We start from the raw sequence: 18,938 nt of genomic DNA, 5'->3' as shown, positions 1-18,938 counted from the left end.
TTTTTATTGTTTACGATTAATAATTGAAATCCCTCACACCTCTTTATTCGTCGCGGATAGCTTCAATCGGTTTGATAGCCATAGCCCGATAAGCAGGTGCCAGACCTGCCAACATTCCCAGTGCGATCAGAAGAGCACAAGTGCCGATTGCCAGTCCGAAGGTAACCTGAAAACGGACGTCTCCTCCGTCGGCGTTTGCTCCCATCTCTACCAATTGCAACACCATGACGGCAAAAGAGATTCCACACATTCCTGCAATGGTAGTAAGCACCATACTTTCCGATAGAATCTGTTGCAGAATATCTTTGGGGCGTGCGCCGATTGCCCGGCGGATACCAATTTCGGTGGTACGTTCTTTCACGGTTACCATCATAATATTAGATACGCCGATGGCACCTGCCAACAGAGTCCCCAATCCTACCATCCAAACCAGTATGTTGATGCCGGTAAACAGATTGTCTACCATCGAGAACATTGCTTCCGCATTCAGGTACATAAGTGCCTGTTTGTCGTTAGGCGCGATATAATGCGCAGCTTTAATAATCTGCTCCATTTCCGGTTGTACGTCGGACACTTTGATTCCATGCTTCACGGTGAAGCAGATGACGTCGATCCGTCCCCCTAAGTTATACGTTTGCTGCATTGTGGTGAAAGGCAGGGTGACAGCTTCCGAAGCCCGTCCCTGTATGTTCATATCCCCTTCGGAGGAAGACATGCCGATCACCTGATAATAAATTCCGTCCACACGTATGTATTTTCCACAAGGGTCTTCTCCCGGTTTGAACAGGCTTTCATAGATACGCTTTCCGATAACACACACTTTACGCGCTTCCTGTATATCCACTTCGTTGATAAACCTGCCGTAGGCCATTTCTTGTGATTCGATGTGGAGATAGTCCGGATATAATCCTTTCACGCTGCAATCGTATTTCTTATCTTCGTATACAGCTTTGGAACCCCAACGGGCAATGGAAGGAGTAATGACCTCCACATCTTTGACTTGCGAACGGAGGCGCTCGATGTCGATAGCTTCCAGATTCCACCACCTGCCTTTGCGGAAACCTTTGTAAGCTTCGCCCGTTTTCTGTGCGGCAAGGAAGCCGGAGTTGGTTGCGAATCCTTCAAAGTTCTTTTTCATCATGCCTTCCAGTCCTTGTCCGCCGCCGATCAGGGCGACGAGCATAAAGATGCCCCAGAAAACACCGAATGCAGTCAGCAGGCTTCTCGTTTTATTTCTTGTAATGGTAATGAGGATTTCCTCACAGGTATCCATGTCTATTCTCATAGTCTTAATCTGCTCTAAGTGCTTCGATTGGTCGGATGCTGACTGCTTTTCGGGCAGGAAATAATCCGGCTAACGTACCAGCTATTATTAATGTGAGTGTAGCCTGTATGGCGATTCTTATATCTACTGTCGGATTCAGGAAAACAGTTTCCGTCCACATTCCGGTATCCATTGTCTGATTGCCAAAGGCGTTATTCATCCATTCGGTCACTCCGATGCCCGCCACCATACCTATATATCCGAATATCGTGGTAATGGTGACACTCTCTACGATAATCAGCCAGAGAATAGAAAGCGGCTTGGCACCCAGAGCTTTGCGAATACCGAATTCACGGGTACGTTCTTTTACAGTAATCAGCATAATGTTGGACACTCCTACAATCCCGCTTAACAGCGTGAAGATACCGATCACCCAGATGGCGATGCGTAGCATATTCGAGCCTTGCTGCTGTTGCAAGTAGTTGGTAAACCGGTTCCAAATCCAGATAGCACTATGGTCTGTCGGGTCAAAGCGATGATTAGCCCCCAGTACCTTGCGGTAATGAGCTTCAAATGCTTCATTCGCTTCTATCGTTTCCAGGTTTTTGGTAGTCATGACAAGGTTATTCAACTTGTCTCCTTTGTTGTAAATCGTTTGCAGGGTGGTGAAGGGGATATAAGCGTCGCTGTCTCCGTTGTCTCCTTTATCATTATACAGCCCTACTACCTGATAAACCACATTGCCGGCATTGACAAACTGCCCGATAGGCTCGGTATGCGTTTTATCGAAAAGAATCTCTGCTGTCTTTTTATGGAGCACAATTACTTTCCGGCGCTCTTTAATATCAATTTCATTGATGAAACGTCCTTTGAAGAGTTTCACCACTTCTACTTCCGTATGGTTGGGATATACGCCGGAAAGATTCAAACTGACGTATTCTTGTCCGAAACTTAAGTTAATACCTCCTTGCCACACGGTTGCCCCGGCTTTAATGACATGGTCCGGAAAATAATGGTCGGTAGCATCTACGTCTTTATTATCCAGTTGCACTCGTCTTCCTTCTTTCAGTCCATCGTATGATTTGCTGGTCCATCCCGGAAAAATCTTGATGGAGTTCATGGCACGTTCGGAAGCCGATTGCTCGAATGCATGGATCAATCCATTGCCTGCGCCTAACAGGACGATCAGCATAAAGATACCCCATGCCACAGCAAATCCTGTGAGAAAAGTCCTTAGCTTGTTACGCTTGATGGTACTGTATATTTCTTGCCAAATATCAATCATTTTTTTAAGTATTAGGTGATAAGTAAGTATTAGGTATTAAGTATTAAGCTGCGCTGCGACCGCATGGAATTAATACTTATTACTTAATACTTATTTCATGAAACCGTCTTTGCCGAACGGAGAGGCATCGTGGTCGATATTATCTTCAATGCGTTCGATAACCCCGTCCTTGATGTGTATAATCTTGTCTGTTTGGTTGGCAACTCCGCTTTCGTGGGTGACAACTACAATCGTCATTCCCAGCTTATGAAGATCTTTCAGAATTTGCATCACTTCCACGGAAGTTTTACTGTCCAAAGCTCCCGTAGGCTCATCTGCCAGAATGATTTGCGGTTGGGTGATTAAAGCCCGTGCGATTGCCACACGTTGTTTCTGACCGCCACTCATTTCGTTGGGCATGTGATGTGCCCAGTCTTTTAAACCCAGACGGTCGAGATATTCCAAGGCAAGTGCATTTCGCTTCTTGCGGCTTATCCCTTGATAAAATAAAGGAAGTGCTACATTCTCTACGGCATCTTTAAAGGAAATCAGGTTGAATGACTGGAAGATAAATCCGATCATGCGGTTTCGGTATTCGGCAGCTTTGGTTTCGCTTAAGTTCTTGATGAGTACGTTATTCAGATAATACTCTCCGGTGTCGTAGTTGTCGAGAATTCCCAATATATTGAGTAAAGTTGATTTCCCAGACCCGGATGCTCCCATGATGGAAACAAATTCTCCCTGTTCGATATTGAGATTGATACCTTTAAGTACATGGAGAGGCGCTCCGTTGTTGTAGGTCTTGTTGACGTTTGTTAGTTGTATCACAATTTTCTTTATTTAGATTCTGTTTTCTAATAATTTTCTACTATTAGACGGCTGCAAGATACGAAAAGTTGCAAAGAGGTTGAACTTTTTTTGAAAAACATTTTGTAGACTCAATCTTCTTTACGTAATTTGTGTGCAGTAAACTTAATGATTAACTAACCCTTTTAAATAAAAGTATCATGAATTCAAACATGGAAAAGCCCTACGTAGTAGGTATTGACATAGGCGGAACGAATACCGTCTTTGGAATTGTAGACGCACGCGGAACTATTATTGCCAGCAGTTCAATCAAAACATCTGGTTATCCTACAGTAGAAGAATACGCTGATGAAGTGTGTAAAAGCCTGCTTCCATTGATTATTGCTAATGGTGGCGTTGATAAAATCAGAGGTATCGGTATCGGTGCTCCGAATGGTAACTATTACACGGGAACGATTGAATTTGCTCCAAACTTGCCTTGGAAAGGAATTCTTCCGTTGGCTGCCATGTTTGAAGAAAGACTGGGTATCCCCACTGCTTTGACAAACGATGCAAATGCTGCTGCTATCGGTGAAATGACTTATGGCGCTGCCCGTGGTATGAAAGACTTTATCATGATTACACTGGGTACCGGTGTGGGTAGTGGTATTGTTATCAACGGCCAGATGGTATATGGACATGACGGTTTTGCAGGCGAATTAGGACACGTGATCGCTCGTCGCGATGGTCGTCTTTGCGGTTGTGGACGTAAGGGATGTCTGGAAACTTACTGTTCGGCTACCGGTGTAGCTCGCACAGCTCGCGAATTCCTTGCCGCTCGTACGGATGCCAGCTTGCTTCGTAACATTCCTGCAGAAAACATTACTTCAAAAGATGTATATGACGCAGCTGTACAAGGAGATAAATTGGCACAGGAGATCTTCGAATTTACAGGTAATATCTTGGGTGAAGCTTTGGCGGATGCTATTGCATTCTCCAGCCCTGAAGCCATTGTATTGTTCGGTGGCTTGGCTAAGTCCGGTGACTATATCATGAAACCGATTCAGAAGGCCATTGATGATAATATCCTGAATATCTATAAAGGTAAGACGAAATTGCTCGTTTCCGAATTGAAGGATTCTGATGCTGCTGTACTGGGTGCCAGTGCATTGGCTTGGGAACTGAAAGATTTGAAAGAATAATATATCATTATTATAATAAAGGTGATGAAGCCTCGGGAGTCTATGACTTTCGGGGCTTTGTTTTATTATTCCTTTCCGCCATCTACAAGGCATCTACAGCCTATTCAGAAAAGGGTTTATTCTCACTAGTATGAGAAATAATACTCATACTAATGGGAATATATTCTCATAGGTATGAGTATTTTTTCTCACAGGTGTGAGTATAGTTGAGAAAATGTACTTCCCAGATAATAGCTTTGCGAGAATGGTAGCAATAAAAAAGGGAACTTCATTCATTATGAAGTTCCCTTTTTTATTTCGAATCGAAAAGTTCGGCTTAGCCGTTAGCTCTTTTTTCTTTGATTCTAGCTTTCTTACCAGTAAGAGCGCGCAGGTAGTACAATTTAGCGCGACGAACTTTACCTACCTTGTTCACTTCGATGCTGTCGATAGCCGGTGATTCGATTGGGAAAATTCTTTCTACGCCTATAGTTCCTGACATTTTACGTACAGTAAAACGTTTCTTGTCTCCGTGACCGGCGATTTTGATAACAACACCACGGTACAACTGTACACGTTCTTTGTTACCCTCGATAATACGATATGCCACTGTTACAGTGTCTCCTGCTTTGAAGCTCGGGTGCTGTTTTCCGGTAGCAAATGCTTCTTCTGCAATTTTAATTAAATCCATTGTTGTTATTATTAAATTGTTTCATCGTTACAACGCAACATACCAAGTATCTCTTCTCTTGACAGCGATTGCGCGAAAGCGGTGCAAAGTAACGAATTATTTGCCAGATAGCCAAATGTTTTTGTATATTTGTAGCATATCTAAAAATAGCGAACATGAAACAGACTTATGTAAAGTATCTGATGGTGGCAGCGTTTGCAGGAGGTTTCCTGTTTACTTCCTGCCGGACCGCACGCGAGACTACGGCACAGTACGAAGTAACCAAAGTAGAGGGTAGCATGATAACGATTGATTCTGTTTGGGACACCACCCCCAACGTGAAAGCTACCGAAATCTTAAAGCCTTATAAGGAAAAGGTGGATGCGATGATGTATGAAGTCATCGGTACCAGTGCGATGAAGATGGATAAAGGAGCTCCTGAAAGCTTGCTATCCGACCTTGTCGCGGGTGTTCTACAGCAAGCGGCAACCCAGGTATTGGGGAAACCGGCCGATATGGGATTGGTAAATATGGGCGGCTTGCGTAATATCTTGCCCGAAGGAGATATCACGGTAGGAGATGTTTTTGAAATTCTTCCTTTCGAGAATTCCCTTTGTGTATTGACTATGAAAGGGACAGACTTGAGACGGCTTTGTGAAGCAATAGCGTCTCTGCATGGCGAAGGAGTGAGCGGTATCCGCCTCGAAATCACAAAAGACGGAAAGCTGCTGAACGCATTTATTGCCGGAAAACCGTTAAAAGATGACCAGCTTTACACAGTGGCTACTATCGACTATCTGGCAGACGGAAACGGACGAATGGATGCTTTCCTGCAGGCAGAAAAGAGAGTATGCCCCGAAGATGCTACCTTACGCGGACTGTTTCTTGATTATGTACGCAAACAAACAGCCGAAGGCAAAGTGATTACCTCCAAACTGGACGGACGTATTACGATAAAATAAAAAAGGAGAATCTAAAAATATTGAATATGAAAAGATTTCAGATATTATTCCTGCTATGTCTTGCATTGAGTTTCACTTTTTCAATCTTTGCGCAGGATACCAAAGAAGTGATCATTTTACAAACAAGCGATGTGCATAGCCGTATCGAACCTATCAATCAGAAGGGCGACAAATATTATAACAAAGGTGGTTTTGTCCGCCGGGCTGCTTTTCTCGAACAGTTCCGCAAAGATCATAAGAATGTATTGCTTTTCGATTGCGGAGATATTTCCCAGGGGACACCTTATTATAATATGTTCCGTGGAGAAGTAGAAATTAAACTGATGAATGAAATGGGCTATGATGCAATGACAATCGGTAACCATGAGTTTGATTTCGATGTGGATAATATGGCCCGTATTTTTAAAATGGCTGATTTCCCGGTCGTTTGTGCCAACTATAATCTGGATGCTACGGTGTTAAAAGATATAGTCAAGCCCTACGTCGTTCTGGAGAAATATGGTTTGAGAATTGGCGTGTTCGGTCTCGGAACCCAGCCGGAAGGAATGATTCAGGCCAATAAATGCGAAGGAGTCGTTTATGAAGATCCTATCCGTGTATCCAACGAGATAGCTACTTTGTTGAAAGAAGAAGAAGGTTGTGATCTGGTTGTATGCCTGTCTCATCTGGGCATCCAGATGGATGAACATCTGGTTGCCGGAACACACAATATCGACGTGATTCTGGGTGGACACTCCCATACATTTATGGAAGGCCCCAAAACATACTTGAATATGGACGGAAAAGAGGTGCCTGTCATGCACACAGGAAAAAATGGTGTTCGTGTAGGCCGTCTTGATTTGACATTGAAACATAAATGAAGATAATTCCCTTAATAGTAACGCTTTTATTCCTTATCGCGGTCGGCACAGTTTCGAGTCCGGCGCAAAATGCTACCACCGTTGAACCTCTACTGGTATATAAAGCCCTTCAGGACAAGGACTGCCGGCACTGGGTTGATTCGGTGATGGATAAACTTTCCTTTAAAGAAAAGGTAGGTCAGTTATTCATCTATACCATTGCTCCGGTAGACACCAAACGAAATCTGGAACTGCTGCGCGAAGTCATTGACACTTATAAGGTAGGCGGCCTTCTCTTTTCCGGCGGGAAGATGCAAAACCAGGTCGAACTGACGAACCGGGCGCAGCGACAAGCCAAAGTTCCTTTGATGATTACCTTTGATGGAGAATGGGGATTGTCTATGCGCTTGCGCGGTACGCCTGTCTTCCCGCGAAATATGGTGCTGGGATGTATCCGCGACAACCGGCTGCTTTATGAGTACGGACGTGAAGTTGCCCGCCAATGCCGGCAGATTGGAGTGCAAGTAAACTTTGCTCCCGTGGCGGACGTGAATATAAACCCTAAAAATCCTGTCATCAATACCCGTTCTTTTGGCGAAGATCCGATCCAAGTGGCCGATAAGGTAATCGCTTATGCTTCCGGTTTGGAAGGTGGAGGGGTGTTATCTGTGTGCAAACACTTTCCCGGACACGGGGACACCGATGTCGATTCGCATAAAGCGCTTCCGGTACTTCCTTTCACTCGCGAGCGTCTGGATAGTGTGGAGCTTTATCCTTTTAAAGAGGCCATCCGTGCCGGACTGGGCGGTATGATGGTGGGGCATCTGCAAGTTCCGGTGATTGAACCTATTGGCGGACTTCCGTCTTCCTTGTCCCGCAATGTCGTGTATGATTTGCTGACCGATGAACTGGCGTTCAAAGGGCTGATATTTACCGACGCGCTTGCCATGAAAGGTGTGGCAGGAAATGGAAATGTCAGTTTGCAGGCTTTGAAAGCAGGTAATGACATGGTACTGTCTCCCCGTAACCTGAAGGAAGAGATACCGGCCGTACTGGCAGCTGTTGAAAAAGGGGAACTAAGCCGTGAAGAGATTGAAAACAAATGCCGCAAAGTCTTGACTTATAAATATGTGTTGGGACTTAAGAAGAAATCGTATGTACAATTATCCGGTTTGGAACAACGCATTAACAGTCCGCAGACACGTGACCTGGTTCGTCGGTTGAATTTAGCGGCAATAACCGTTTTGAGCAATAAGAATCATATCCTTCCTCTACATACAGACAAGGAACAAAAGATTGCACTGCTCGAAGTGGGAAATCCCGGAAAAACTGATGTATTGGCCAAACAACTTTCCCGTTATACCTCTTTAGCTCGCTTTTGCCTTCGCGCTAATCAGACAGAAGAGGAAAATCAACGGTTGCGTGATTCTCTGTCTACCTATAAACGAATCATTGTAGCCATTAGCGAACAGCGGCTGGCTTCTTATCAGCCTTTCTTTGCGAAGTTTGCTCCTCAAAGTCCGGCTATTTATCTGTTCTTCACTCCTGGGAAGATGATGTTACAGATTCAGCGGGCCGTGGCTCATGCTTCGGCAGTCGTGTTGGGACATAGTTATAATGTAGACGTGCAACGTCAGGTCGCAGATGTGTTATTTGCCAAGGCATCCGCAGACGGACAGTTGTCGGCAAGCTTGGGAGAACTGTTTCCAACGGGAGCAGGAGTGACCATTACCCCCAAGACGCCATTGCATTTTGTGCCGGAAGAATATGGGCTTTCTTCCACTCATCTGAAACGCATCGATTCTATCGCATTAGACGGTATTCGTCAGGGAGCTTATCCCGGTTGCCAGGTGGTAGTGTTGAAAAACGGGCATATCATGTTCGACAAATCTTTCGGCACTTATGCGGGTAAAGGAAGTCCGCGTGTCGAATCTACCAGTATCTACGATTTGGCTTCCCTATCAAAGACGACGGGCACTTTGCTTGCCATCATGAAACTCTACGATAAGGGACGTTTCAATCTGACAGATAAGATTTCGGATCATTTACCGTTTTTGCAACGTACTGATAAGAAAGATATAACGATTCAGGAAATCCTGTATCATCAGTCCGGTTTACCTTCCTGGATTCCTTTCTACCAAGAAGCTATTGATAAAGATAGTTATGACGGAAGATTGTTCAGCGCACGCAAAGACGCGCATCATCCGTTACAGTTGGGAACAACTTCATGGGCGAATCCGAAGTTCAATTTCAAAAGTGAATACGTCTCTCCCGTCAAGACTGGTGATTACACTGTTCAAATCTGCGATAGTTTGTGGCTAAACCGTTCCTTCCGGAAGGTGATGGAAGAGAAAATAATGGAAGCTCCGTTAAAGCAGAAACGCTATGTATATAGTGATGTCGGATTTATTCTGTTGGGTATGTTGGTAGAACAACTGGCCGGTATGCCTATGGAAGCCTATCTGCAACGTGAGTTTTACGAACCGATGGGGTTGGAGCATACAGGCTACTTGCCTTTACGCCGTTTTGCCAAATCGGAAATTGTCCCTTCCAACAAAGACCGTTTCTTGCGTAAAGAGACTTTGCAGGGATTTGTGCATGATGAGGCTTCCGCTTTCTTTGGCGGATTGGCCGGAAATGCCGGACTTTTCTCTACTGCCCGTGATGTAGCCCGCGTTTATCAGATGTTGCTGAATGGAGGAGAAATAGATGGTCAACGCTATCTAAGCAAAGAAACCTGCCAGTTGTTTACTACGGAAACTTCAAAGATCAGCCGGCGTGGCTTGGGCTTTGACAAACCGGATGCTGATGATCCGAAGAAAGGAAATTGTGCTCCTGCCGCACCTGCCGGAGTGTACGGTCATACCGGCTTTACCGGTACATGTGCATGGGTAGATCCGGTCAATGAACTGGTTTATGTATTCCTTAGCAACCGGATTTATCCGGATGTAACAAATCGCAAACTGAACCAACTGCACATTCGTGAGCGAATACAGGGGGCGATTTACGATGCGATGAAGAAAAAATAAAAAAAGAAAGGTAAAAGGTGCCTATATTAAAAGCTACCTTTTACCTTTTTTATTATTAACGTAATATTCTGATAGTTGTCAGCCAGTCTTAGAAGGATACACCCAGGCGGAAGCCGAAGTTGCTCAATCCATCTACACTGTAATGCAGTACGTCAGCCTTGTTGGTACCATAGCTGTAGTACAAAGCAAAGTGCAAACCCGGTCCGTAAACCCATGGGAATACATTGATACCTACTTCAGGAGAAGCATAGAATCCCCAACTGTTTTCTCTTGCTTCCAGCATGCTGAAATTAGAGCGGATTTTAGCATATTCAGCACCTAATTTAGCACTGACGTATGGTTGAAAGGCTCCACCGCGATTCCACTGGTAACGTGCAGCAGCACCGAAAGGCAATTGGAAAATGGTATGTTGCTGATCGGTAGTCACTTCACCGGCGCCCATCTGGAAGGTTTCGCGACCTACATATTCGTGGTTGCTGTGATAGTTGAGGAAAAGACCCAAACCGATGTTAGGAGTCACGAAATAACCACCTTCGAAGTTCATACCCCAACCGCTTGCTTTATCAGCAAAATTGTTACTTAGCGGAGCGTTGAACTGCCAGTCGATATTTGCATATCCATTGTCCGATAGCTGTGCCTTAGCCGGCATGGCGAAGGCGATGGCAATAGCCGCCAAGGCTACTACCTTGAAGTATATATTTTTTCTTGTTTTCATAACAGTTGTAGTTGTTTATTTGTTAGTAAGATAAGGTGACTGTGTAAATGACTGGTTGACAGCTTCTACTGCAAGAGTACGGTTGATAGCTTTGGAACCAGTTTCAAATCCGGTCAGATAACTTGTCCATACAACAGGCAGTTTTTTACTGTCTCCCTGTTCGGCTTTCAAGTTCACCATTTCTGTCAGGAAGGAGTTGGTGCTATAACTATAAGTTACTGCATACGGGTAGTACCATCCACCACCCCAGTTGCCACCCCAGTAGCCAGGGCCCCAATATCCGGGATAACCCCACCACCATTCAGGTTGTGTGTAGCTGGTGAAATAATAAGTACTTGCGATGTAGCTTACCTGGATACCAAGATCTGCGCTTTCCTGGTCAGCTGCTGCTTCGTAACCTCTAGCTTCCATATTGTCTGTATAAGCTGCCAGAATTTGTTCTGCGCCTTCACCTTCGAGATATTCCGGTTCTTTACTATCACTGATGACCAGAATCTGTGGTGCCAGATAGAATGTAGGAACTTTGAAATCGGCTTTCTTGTCGTAGTTAGTGTATACCAGATAATTGTCATCCAGTTTACCCATGTCCGGGTCTTTTTCACATGAAGCGAGTGCAAAGACCGCCAATAAAATAGGAATTAATTTCTTCATATCTTTTATAATGTTTAGGTTATATAAAAATCACGCCCAGGTACCTTGGGCTTTTGATACAAACAACAAGAAAGGTGGAAAAAGGTTCGCGTGGAAATTTCTTTTGCCGGAAAATTAACATATTTCTTTGGCCCGGCGGAAAGAAAAACGGTGAGCGCTCTGCCCTATTATCAGGGAGTTTGCTCACCGTTTATTATTTACAGATATTTATTTGAAAAATCCGTTTATTAAAACAGAGGTTTTAGTAGATCTGGTATTTCTACCTTATCAAGTTCTAGTTCAGTTACCCGTTGTTTACCCAATTGAGTCAGATGGAAATACATCTGTCTCCGGTCTTCACTTCCGAGTGATCGGACGATTAGTCCTTTTTCTTCCAGTATCCGCAGCATTTTGGATGTGTGTGAGGGGCTTAGTTCGGTTTGTTTAGACAGATTGGTAGCCGTCACTTTGTCCGAAGCCTCTTTAAGGGCACACAATATCATTGCTTCATTAAGCGTTATCTGGTACATTTTTTCAAATGCTGTTTCAAAGTTTCCCATTGCTTTGAATACGTCACGCATTGCACATATTGTTTTCATACCTTATTTAAATATTTCATTTGTTCATTTTTTAAATAAATAGATTAACGTTTGCGTTATCCGCCCGTTCCATATACGTTGCTACGCCGCCAATGGTCACCTCGTCCAGGAGTTCTTCTTGTTTGACTCCCATCACGTCCATTGACATCTGGCAAGCAATAAATTCCACACCGTTTTCCAGCGCTTGCTGGCGCAGGGATTCCAGTGAATCAATCCCTTTTTTGTTCATGATATACCGCATCATTTTTCCGCCTATTCCGCCCATACTCATCTTAGAAAGTTTCAGCTTTTTGGAGCTGGAAGGCAGCATCATGCCAAACATTTTTCCGAAAATATCCTTTTCGGTTTCTGGTTTGTGCAACTTCTTGATGACGTTCAGTCCCCAGAACGTAAAGAAGATGGTGACTTTTTGTCCCGTAGCTGCTGCGCCGTTTGCTAGTACAAAAGTGGCCAAAGCTTTATCCAAATCATCACTAAACATGATAAAGGTTTTTCCTTTGCCCTCACATGAAGTAACAATATTGCACGATTTTGGTTCTCCTTTTTCTATGACAACAACAGATTTTCCTCCGGAGCTGTCTTTCGAAATCAGTTGATTGCCCGTTGAACTGCACCATGCGGCAGCGTCACGCGGAAATCCCGGATCGGTTGAGGTGATTTCCACCCGTTCACCTGATGCCAGTGTATCCATTGTTTTCTTCATTTTCAAAATCGGGCCGGGACATTGTAACCCGCAGGCGTCTACCCGAACTGTTTTAGCGGGGTTTGCAAGGGCATCGGCGGTGACGGCAGCCGTGGCAGTAACCGTGGTATCCGAAACCTTAGCAACCGCAGGTTGCCCAACTTGGGGACTACCTCCCTGTTGTTTGGGTGATTCGTCTATTTCATTTCCATTTTCTTCGCGTATGATAATCGGAGCAGTGGCAGCCCGATAAGTCTTCAGTCCTCCCGAGAGATTACGCACCTTGTCAAATCCATGTTGAGTCAATATCCGGTAGGCAAGATAGCCCCGTAGTCCGACAGCGCAGAAGGTATAAATCATTTTATCTTTCGGCAGTTCGGCCAGCCGGTCACGAAGCTCATCCAGCGGAATATTCACGGCACCCGGTAGGCTGCCTAAAGAATATTCGTCCGGGGTGCGGACATCCAGGAGGAACTTATTTTCCATTTCAATGTCCCGCAACTCTCTCCAATATACCGGATTGGTTTTGCCGGTAATGATGTCTTCCGCTACATATCCTGCCAGTGCTACCGGATCTTTGGCCGAAGAGAACGGAGGAGCATACGCTTGTTCCACTTTCATCAGGTCGTAGATCGTTCCCTCGTGTTTGATGACAAGCGCGAGTTCGTCAATCCGTTTGTCCACTCCGTCGTAACCGACGATTTGCCCGCCGTACAATCTTCCCGTCTTTTTGTCGAAAGTGATTTTGATACTCATCGGCATGGCATCCGGATAGTAGCCGGCATGAGAGGCGGGATGGATGGTAGATGACATATAATCTATCTCTTCCTGGCGCAGGCGCTTGCCGGGTAAACCGGTTGAAGCAACGGTCATGTCGAAAACTTTTGCGATTGAAGTGCCGATAGAACCTTCGTAAGGTATTTTTGCCCCGAGAACGTTGTCTGCAACGATGCGTCCCTGACGGTTGGCAGGTCCGGCAAGATAGTTGAGCCAGGGTTTTCCAGTGATCGGATGGCGGAACTCGATTGCGTCACCGATGGCATAAATCGATTCATCAGACGTTTGCAGGTAATCATTCACGGCAATACCTCCTGCGGGGCCGATAGTCAGTTCGGCAGCTCGTGCCAGACTGGTTTCCGGGCGTACTCCGATCGACAGGATAACGATATCGGCAGAAATGGACTGACCATTTTTGAACGTTACTTTCAACCCTTTTCCCTCCCGGCTAAAAGAGGCGACAGCTTGTTCCAGATAAAGATTGACTCCTTTATCCATCAAGTGCTGGTGGACGAGCGATGCCATCGAGAAGTCGATAGGAGCCATCACTTGATTGCCCATTTCCACAATCGACACTTTCGCTCCCTGTGTATGTAAGTTTTCCGCCATTTCCAGACCGATAAATCCGGCTCCTACGATAACGGCTTTTCGCGGAGCGTGGCTCTTGATATATTCTTTGATCCGATCCGTGTCGGTGACATTCCTTAACGTGAAGATTCCGTTAAGGTCGATTCTCGGAAGAGGAGGACGCACCGGGGAAGCTCCGGTGGAGATGACTAATTTATCGTAGCTCTCCTCATAAGTGTCTTCACTGCTTTGCCGGATGGTCACTGTCTTTCTTTTCCGGTCAATAAAAATCGCTTCGTTTTCTGTACGTACATCTACACGGAAGCGTGTAGAGAAGGCTTCGGGCGTTTGCACGAACAATTTATCCCGTTCCTCTATCACTCCTCCTATATAATAAGGAAGGCCGCAATTGGCGTATGATATATACTTTCCTTTTTCCAAAAGGATAATTTCTGCTGTTTCATCTACTCGTCTGATTCGGGCAGCAGTGGTGGCTCCTCCTGCAACTCCCCCAATAATAATTATTTTCATCTGTTTATAGTGTAAATAGTTTCCTGTGGAAATAACAAACAGGGTCGAAGAAATGTTCATGGATTCAGATAAAAAAACTATATTTGCGCACCCTGTTTTTCATTCTTCTATATTAATGTAGACAATTTGTATGAATAAAATTCTTATTATTGACGATGAAGTCCAGATTCGCAGCCTTTTAGCTCGTATGCTGGAACTTGAGGGCTATGAAGTGTGTCAGGCAGGTGATTGCAAAACTGCCATCAAACAACTGGAAATTCAATCGCCCGACGTAGCTTTATGTGATGTTTTTCTTCCTGATGGAAACGGAGTAGATCTGGTGTTGAACATCAAGAAAATAGCTCCCAATGTAGAGGTGATTCTTCTTACTGCTCACGGCAATATTCCCGACGGGGTGCAGGCTATTAAAAACGGTGCATTTGATTATATAACGAAAGGAGATGATAATAACAAGATTATTCCTTTAATCAGCCGTGCCGTGGAGAAAGCAAAGATGAATGTCCGTTTGGAAAAACTGGAAAAGAAAGTCGGGCAGATGTACTCGTTCGATTCTATTCTGGGTGAGTCAAAGGTGTTGAAAGAGGCTGTATCTCTGGCGCAGAAAGTGTCTGTGACAGATGTTCCCGTATTACTGACGGGGGAAACAGGAACAGGAAAGGAAGTCTTTGCGCAAGCTATACATTATAGTAGTAAACGGAGCAAACAGAATTTTGTGGCGGTCAACTGTTCGTCTTTCAGTAAAGAACTGCTCGAAAGCGAGATGTTCGGACATAAGGCTGGCTCGTTTACCGGTGCGCTGAAGGATAAGAAAGGACTTTTTGAAGAAGCTAATAACGGAACGATCTTTCTGGATGAAATCGGAGAGATGGCTTTCGAATTGCAGGCAAAGTTACTGCGTATCCTTGAAACAGGAGAATATATAAAGATCGGTGATACCAAGCCGACAAGAGTCAATGTGCGTATCATTGCTGCTACCAACCGCAACCTGCAGGAGGAGATCAAAGCAGGACATTTCCGTGAAGACTTGTTTTATCGTCTTTCGGTTTTTCAGGTGCATCTTCCTTCGCTTCGTGAACGTACCGGTGATATCAGAATTCTTGCAACTGCTTTTGCCAAAAGTTTCTCCGAAAAACTTTCGTATGCCATCAATGAGATGACTCCCGCTTTTCTGGAAGCGCTGGAACAACAGCCGTGGAAAGGGAACATCCGTGAATTGAGAAATGTGATTGAGCGTAGCCTGATTGTTTGCGAAGGTGGACGGTTGGATATCTGCGACCTTCCTTTGGAAATCCAGAACACTCATTATGAATGTTCGGACGATAGTACAGGTAGTTTTGAACTGGCTGCAATGGAGCGCAGGCATATTGCGCGTGTGTTGGAATATACGAAAGGGAATAAAACGGAAGCTGCCCGCTTGTTGAAAATCGGACTTACTACGTTGTATCGGAAGATAGAGGAATATAAAATCTGAATATACATTTTAATCAGGCCACGTACTGGCTTTCGAGAAATTGTTTGGATAGCGAACTGATTAGTTTGTTTTTATCTGTGCTGTGCACAGATAGTGTGAGCCGATGATATGTATTACAGACATATTTTCGTCCATAACCATTTCGGCATATTTGTGTAGTTCCCTTTCAATGATTCGCAGGGTGTCCCGGCTGCCCGTCAGCATCATCGAGATAGATACATTGGATGAGGTCATTGAGATGACATTGATTTGATATTTGTTGATAACTTCCAATATCTTACCCATAAACAAATATCCGGGCAATACATTCAATGAGGTAAAACGTACAAAGGTAGCCGAATCCTGTGAGAGGATGGCTTTGACACTGTTGCCTGTGTCATGGGAAGATATATAGAGGCGTTCTGTTGACAGATCGTGTGTATCGGTTAGGCGGATAACTATATTAGAGCGTGCCGCAAGGGTGATACAATCTGCGTAGAGCAGGTGTACTCCGCTGTTAATCAGTTGTTCGGCTTCTATGTAAGTTAGTGAATGTTGTTCTCGCAGACAATTCCGGTTTGCGTAGATATGGTTGATAGGCGTGGATAACAGTATTTCGTCCGCTTTGAATAGGGTGGCAAGCACTGTTGCATAGTAATCATTGCGTTGTTCGCTCATGAAGTCTATTTCACCATACACATTCCTGCAAATGGAAAGTGGGGCGATAAAAATATCTACATTTCGGTTCTCGTCAATGTATTGTTGGATAGATTCCTGAATATATGGGATATCTGGCTTTCTTTCCAGGTTGATCTGTATAAGCTTGCCGGTATCTAATGTTTGGGCACGAAGCCCCTGTTGACGTAAACAATAAGTGAATAAATCGCTGGATAATCCGTATACCTCGGCTTTTATCATTTTATCAATCAGCAAATCTGCTTTGTCTTCTACAAGTATATGTATTTTCTTTATGCACTCCAGAATCCGGTTCTTAATTTCCTGATTTAAGTGCGAATCTGTAATGAGATGATTGGCAAGGGTACAGCAATATGCTTCGATGGCATTGACTGTGGCATGAGAAGCTTCATCTTCTTCGTGAAACCAACTGATGGAAATAGCCTGTAACCACTCCTGTAATTGTGCCAATATAGGGACTACAGCTACATAAGGATGTTCTTTCTGAATACAATTGATTACTTGCTTCATTTCATCCTCATCTTTAATTTTCTCGAATTTACAAACTTTCATTGTTATCTGGTTATTTATTGGTTACTACTCTTTTCAATCTTTTCAAAATGATATGCTTTTTTCAAAAGAGAAAGATATCTTATCATCATTCTTTTACTTTCGAATCCGGTATATCTTTATAAATCAATCTGTTAATGTTGCAATCAATGTTTTTAATACATTTCTTTACTATAAGTAATCTGCTAATACCATACCACATTGGGATATGAAAATAAGATTTCTTATCTTTGTTGCGTAATTGATTGATAAACCAGTAATATTCGTCCATTTATGAAACTCTGTATCTAGCTAAGCTCAACGAATAGCATCATTTCCAACAGGGCTATTCAGCTATCCGACAGGCAACTACTCTCCTGCCAAAGAGTTTTATATCCATTTTTATAAATTTACGGAACTGTGTGCTGCTATGATGTGGTATGCCGTATCGTGTTATTTTTAAGTTGAGCAATGAATTATACATATAAGCAAATATGGCTCATCAACTTTCCTGTGATGATGAGCATTCTGATGGAACAATTAATCAATATTACCGACGCTATTTTCCTGGGGCATGTGGGAGAAGTCGAACTGGGAGCTTCTGCGCTTGCCGGAATCTACTATTTGGCTGTTTATATGCTGGGCTTCGGATTTAGCATCGGGCTGCAGGTAATGATTGCCCGGAGAAATGGGGAACAACATTATAAAGAGACGGGACGTACATTTTTTCAGGGAGTATATTTCCTGTCGGGGATGGCAGTCATTCTTTGCCTATTGCTCCATTTGGCTTCTCCCTTGATCCTGCGCCGGTTGATAACTTCGGATGAAATTTATCAGGCAGTGATTCATTATCTGGATTGGCGTAGCTTCGGTTTGTTATTCTCATTTCCTTTTTTAGCTTTCCGGTCTTTTCTGGTAGGGATAACAACGACCAAAGCATTGTCCGTGGCAGCTATCATGGCTATCTGTATCAATATTCCTTTTAACTATCTGCTGATATTCAAACTGAATCTGGGTATATCCGGGGCGGCGATGGCTTCTTCTTTGGCAGAGTTCGGAGCTTTTATCGTACTCCTATTATATATGTGGGTGAGGGTAGATAAAGTGAAATATGGGCTGAAGGTCGTTTATGATGAGAAAGTGTTAATAAAGTTGTTGAGGATATCTGTATGGAGTATGCTTCACTCTTTTATCAGCGTTGCTCCCTGGTTTCTGTTCTTCGTTGCTATCGAGCATCTGGGAAGGACAGAGCTTGCTATTTCCAATATTACTCGTAGTGTTTCTACCGTCTTTTTTGTGATTGTCAACTCTTTTGCATCCACTACTGGTTCATTAGTCAGCAATCTAATTGGGGCGGGGCAGGGGAAGGAACTTTTTCCCGTTTGCCATAAAGTTCTTAGGTTGGGTTATGCCGTGGGAGTTCCATTGATAGTTATGACTCTTTGGGGTAACCAATGGGTTATCGGATTTTATACGAATAACGATAATCTGGTGAGACTAGCTTTCTATCCTTTTATAGTTATGCTGTTGAATTATGCTTTTGCACTGCCCGGATATGTTTATATCAATGCTGTTACCGATACAGGAAAGACGAAGCTCGCCTTTATCTTCCAGTTAATCACCATTCTTGTATATTTGATTTATCTGTATCTGTTAAGTGAATGTTTTCATGCTTCTCTGACTGTGTATATGACGGCAGAATATTTGTTTGTTATTTTATTAGGGATGCAATCTATCATTTACTTAAAGAGGAAATCCAACTAGAATA

The 18,938-nt window shown here is 43.9% G+C and carries 15 protein-coding genes; 6 read left to right on the top strand and 9 right to left on the bottom strand.

Going from position 1 to position 18,938, the window contains the following annotated elements:
• Nucleotides 1-43 precede the first annotated feature (43 nt).
• From INE92_RS15745 to INE92_RS15735, 3 genes are all read right to left on the bottom strand, one after another.
• Nucleotides 44-1,285, bottom strand: a complete 1,242-nt coding sequence (locus INE92_RS15745) for an ABC transporter permease (RefSeq protein ID WP_008644985.1) — start codon at nt 1,283-1,285, stop codon at nt 44-46.
• Nucleotides 1,286-1,289: 4 nt separating this feature from the next.
• The gene (locus tag INE92_RS15740) at nt 1,290-2,549 is read right to left on the bottom strand and encodes an ABC transporter permease (protein WP_195436163.1); all 1,260 of its coding nucleotides are present in this window, start codon (nt 2,547-2,549) and stop codon (nt 1,290-1,292) included.
• A gap of 90 nt (nt 2,550-2,639) precedes the next feature.
• Nucleotides 2,640-3,356: an ABC transporter ATP-binding protein gene (locus INE92_RS15735; protein WP_008026229.1), complete on the bottom strand. Its 717-nt coding sequence runs from the start codon at nt 3,354-3,356 to the stop codon at nt 2,640-2,642.
• Nucleotides 3,357-3,535: 179 nt separating this feature from the next.
• Between INE92_RS15735 and INE92_RS15730 the strand changes: the two genes are divergently transcribed.
• Nucleotides 3,536-4,516, top strand: a complete 981-nt coding sequence (locus tag INE92_RS15730) for an ROK family protein (protein WP_004315007.1) — start codon at nt 3,536-3,538, stop codon at nt 4,514-4,516.
• 316 nt (nt 4,517-4,832) lie between these two features.
• Here INE92_RS15730 and rplS read toward each other — a convergent pair whose 3' ends face one another.
• On the bottom strand, nt 4,833-5,186 hold the full coding sequence (rplS, locus tag INE92_RS15725; RefSeq protein ID WP_004315008.1) for a 50S ribosomal protein L19: 354 nt from the start codon (nt 5,184-5,186) through the stop codon (nt 4,833-4,835).
• A gap of 155 nt (nt 5,187-5,341) precedes the next feature.
• Between rplS and INE92_RS15720 the strand changes: the two genes are divergently transcribed.
• From INE92_RS15720 to INE92_RS15710, 3 genes are read left to right on the top strand one after another with little or no spacing between them, the layout of a single operon-like run.
• Nucleotides 5,342-6,127, top strand: coding sequence for a 5'-nucleotidase C-terminal domain-containing protein (locus INE92_RS15720; RefSeq protein WP_015531672.1), 786 nt, complete (start codon nt 5,342-5,344; stop codon nt 6,125-6,127).
• Nucleotides 6,128-6,153: 26 nt separating this feature from the next.
• The gene (locus INE92_RS15715; protein ID WP_008026234.1) at nt 6,154-6,987 is read left to right on the top strand and encodes a bifunctional metallophosphatase/5'-nucleotidase; all 834 of its coding nucleotides are present in this window, start codon (nt 6,154-6,156) and stop codon (nt 6,985-6,987) included.
• Nucleotides 6,984-9,995 (top strand): glycoside hydrolase family 3 N-terminal domain-containing protein, encoded by a 3,012-nt coding sequence (locus tag INE92_RS15710; protein ID WP_203462443.1) that lies wholly within the window; start codon nt 6,984-6,986, stop codon nt 9,993-9,995. The genes INE92_RS15715 and INE92_RS15710 overlap by 4 nt, the downstream gene beginning before the upstream one ends.
• A gap of 88 nt (nt 9,996-10,083) precedes the next feature.
• Here INE92_RS15710 and INE92_RS15705 read toward each other — a convergent pair whose 3' ends face one another.
• The 4 genes from INE92_RS15705 to INE92_RS15690 form a co-directional block, all read right to left on the bottom strand.
• Nucleotides 10,084-10,710: an outer membrane beta-barrel protein gene (locus INE92_RS15705; RefSeq protein ID WP_008019936.1), complete on the bottom strand. Its 627-nt coding sequence runs from the start codon at nt 10,708-10,710 to the stop codon at nt 10,084-10,086.
• A 15-nt stretch (nt 10,711-10,725) separates the two neighbouring features.
• A complete protein-coding gene (locus tag INE92_RS15700; RefSeq protein ID WP_004314298.1) occupies nt 10,726-11,361 on the bottom strand; it encodes a DUF4136 domain-containing protein in 636 nt (211 codons plus the stop codon).
• A 227-nt stretch (nt 11,362-11,588) separates the two neighbouring features.
• Nucleotides 11,589-11,939: a winged helix DNA-binding protein gene (locus INE92_RS15695; protein ID WP_004314299.1), complete on the bottom strand. Its 351-nt coding sequence runs from the start codon at nt 11,937-11,939 to the stop codon at nt 11,589-11,591.
• Nucleotides 11,940-11,970: 31 nt separating this feature from the next.
• A complete protein-coding gene (locus INE92_RS15690; RefSeq protein WP_195436170.1) occupies nt 11,971-14,496 on the bottom strand; it encodes an FAD-dependent oxidoreductase in 2,526 nt (841 codons plus the stop codon).
• A 130-nt stretch (nt 14,497-14,626) separates the two neighbouring features.
• Here INE92_RS15690 and INE92_RS15685 point away from each other — a divergent pair, with 130 nt between their 5' ends.
• Nucleotides 14,627-15,967 carry a sigma-54-dependent transcriptional regulator gene (locus INE92_RS15685; RefSeq protein ID WP_195436171.1) on the top strand — a complete coding sequence of 447 codons (1,341 nt, stop codon included), beginning with the start codon at nt 14,627-14,629 and terminating at the stop codon, nt 15,965-15,967.
• Between the two features lie 60 nt (nt 15,968-16,027).
• Here the strand turns inward: INE92_RS15685 and INE92_RS15680 are convergent, their stop codons facing one another.
• The gene (locus INE92_RS15680) at nt 16,028-17,194 is read right to left on the bottom strand and encodes an amino acid kinase family protein (protein ID WP_195436172.1); all 1,167 of its coding nucleotides are present in this window, start codon (nt 17,192-17,194) and stop codon (nt 16,028-16,030) included.
• Between the two features lie 447 nt (nt 17,195-17,641).
• Between INE92_RS15680 and INE92_RS15675 the strand changes: the two genes are divergently transcribed.
• Complete coding sequence (locus INE92_RS15675; protein ID WP_195436174.1) at nt 17,642-18,934, top strand: MATE family efflux transporter; 1,293 nt, start codon at nt 17,642-17,644, stop codon at nt 18,932-18,934.
• Nucleotides 18,935-18,938: the final 4 nt, after the last annotated feature.

Origin of the sequence: Bacteroides xylanisolvens (assembly GCF_018289135.1) — a bacterium.
GTDB lineage: Bacteria > Bacteroidota > Bacteroidia > Bacteroidales > Bacteroidaceae > Bacteroides > Bacteroides xylanisolvens.
The sequence above is the reverse complement of the archived record's forward strand: the minus strand, read 5'-3'. Positions and strand labels throughout refer to the sequence as shown.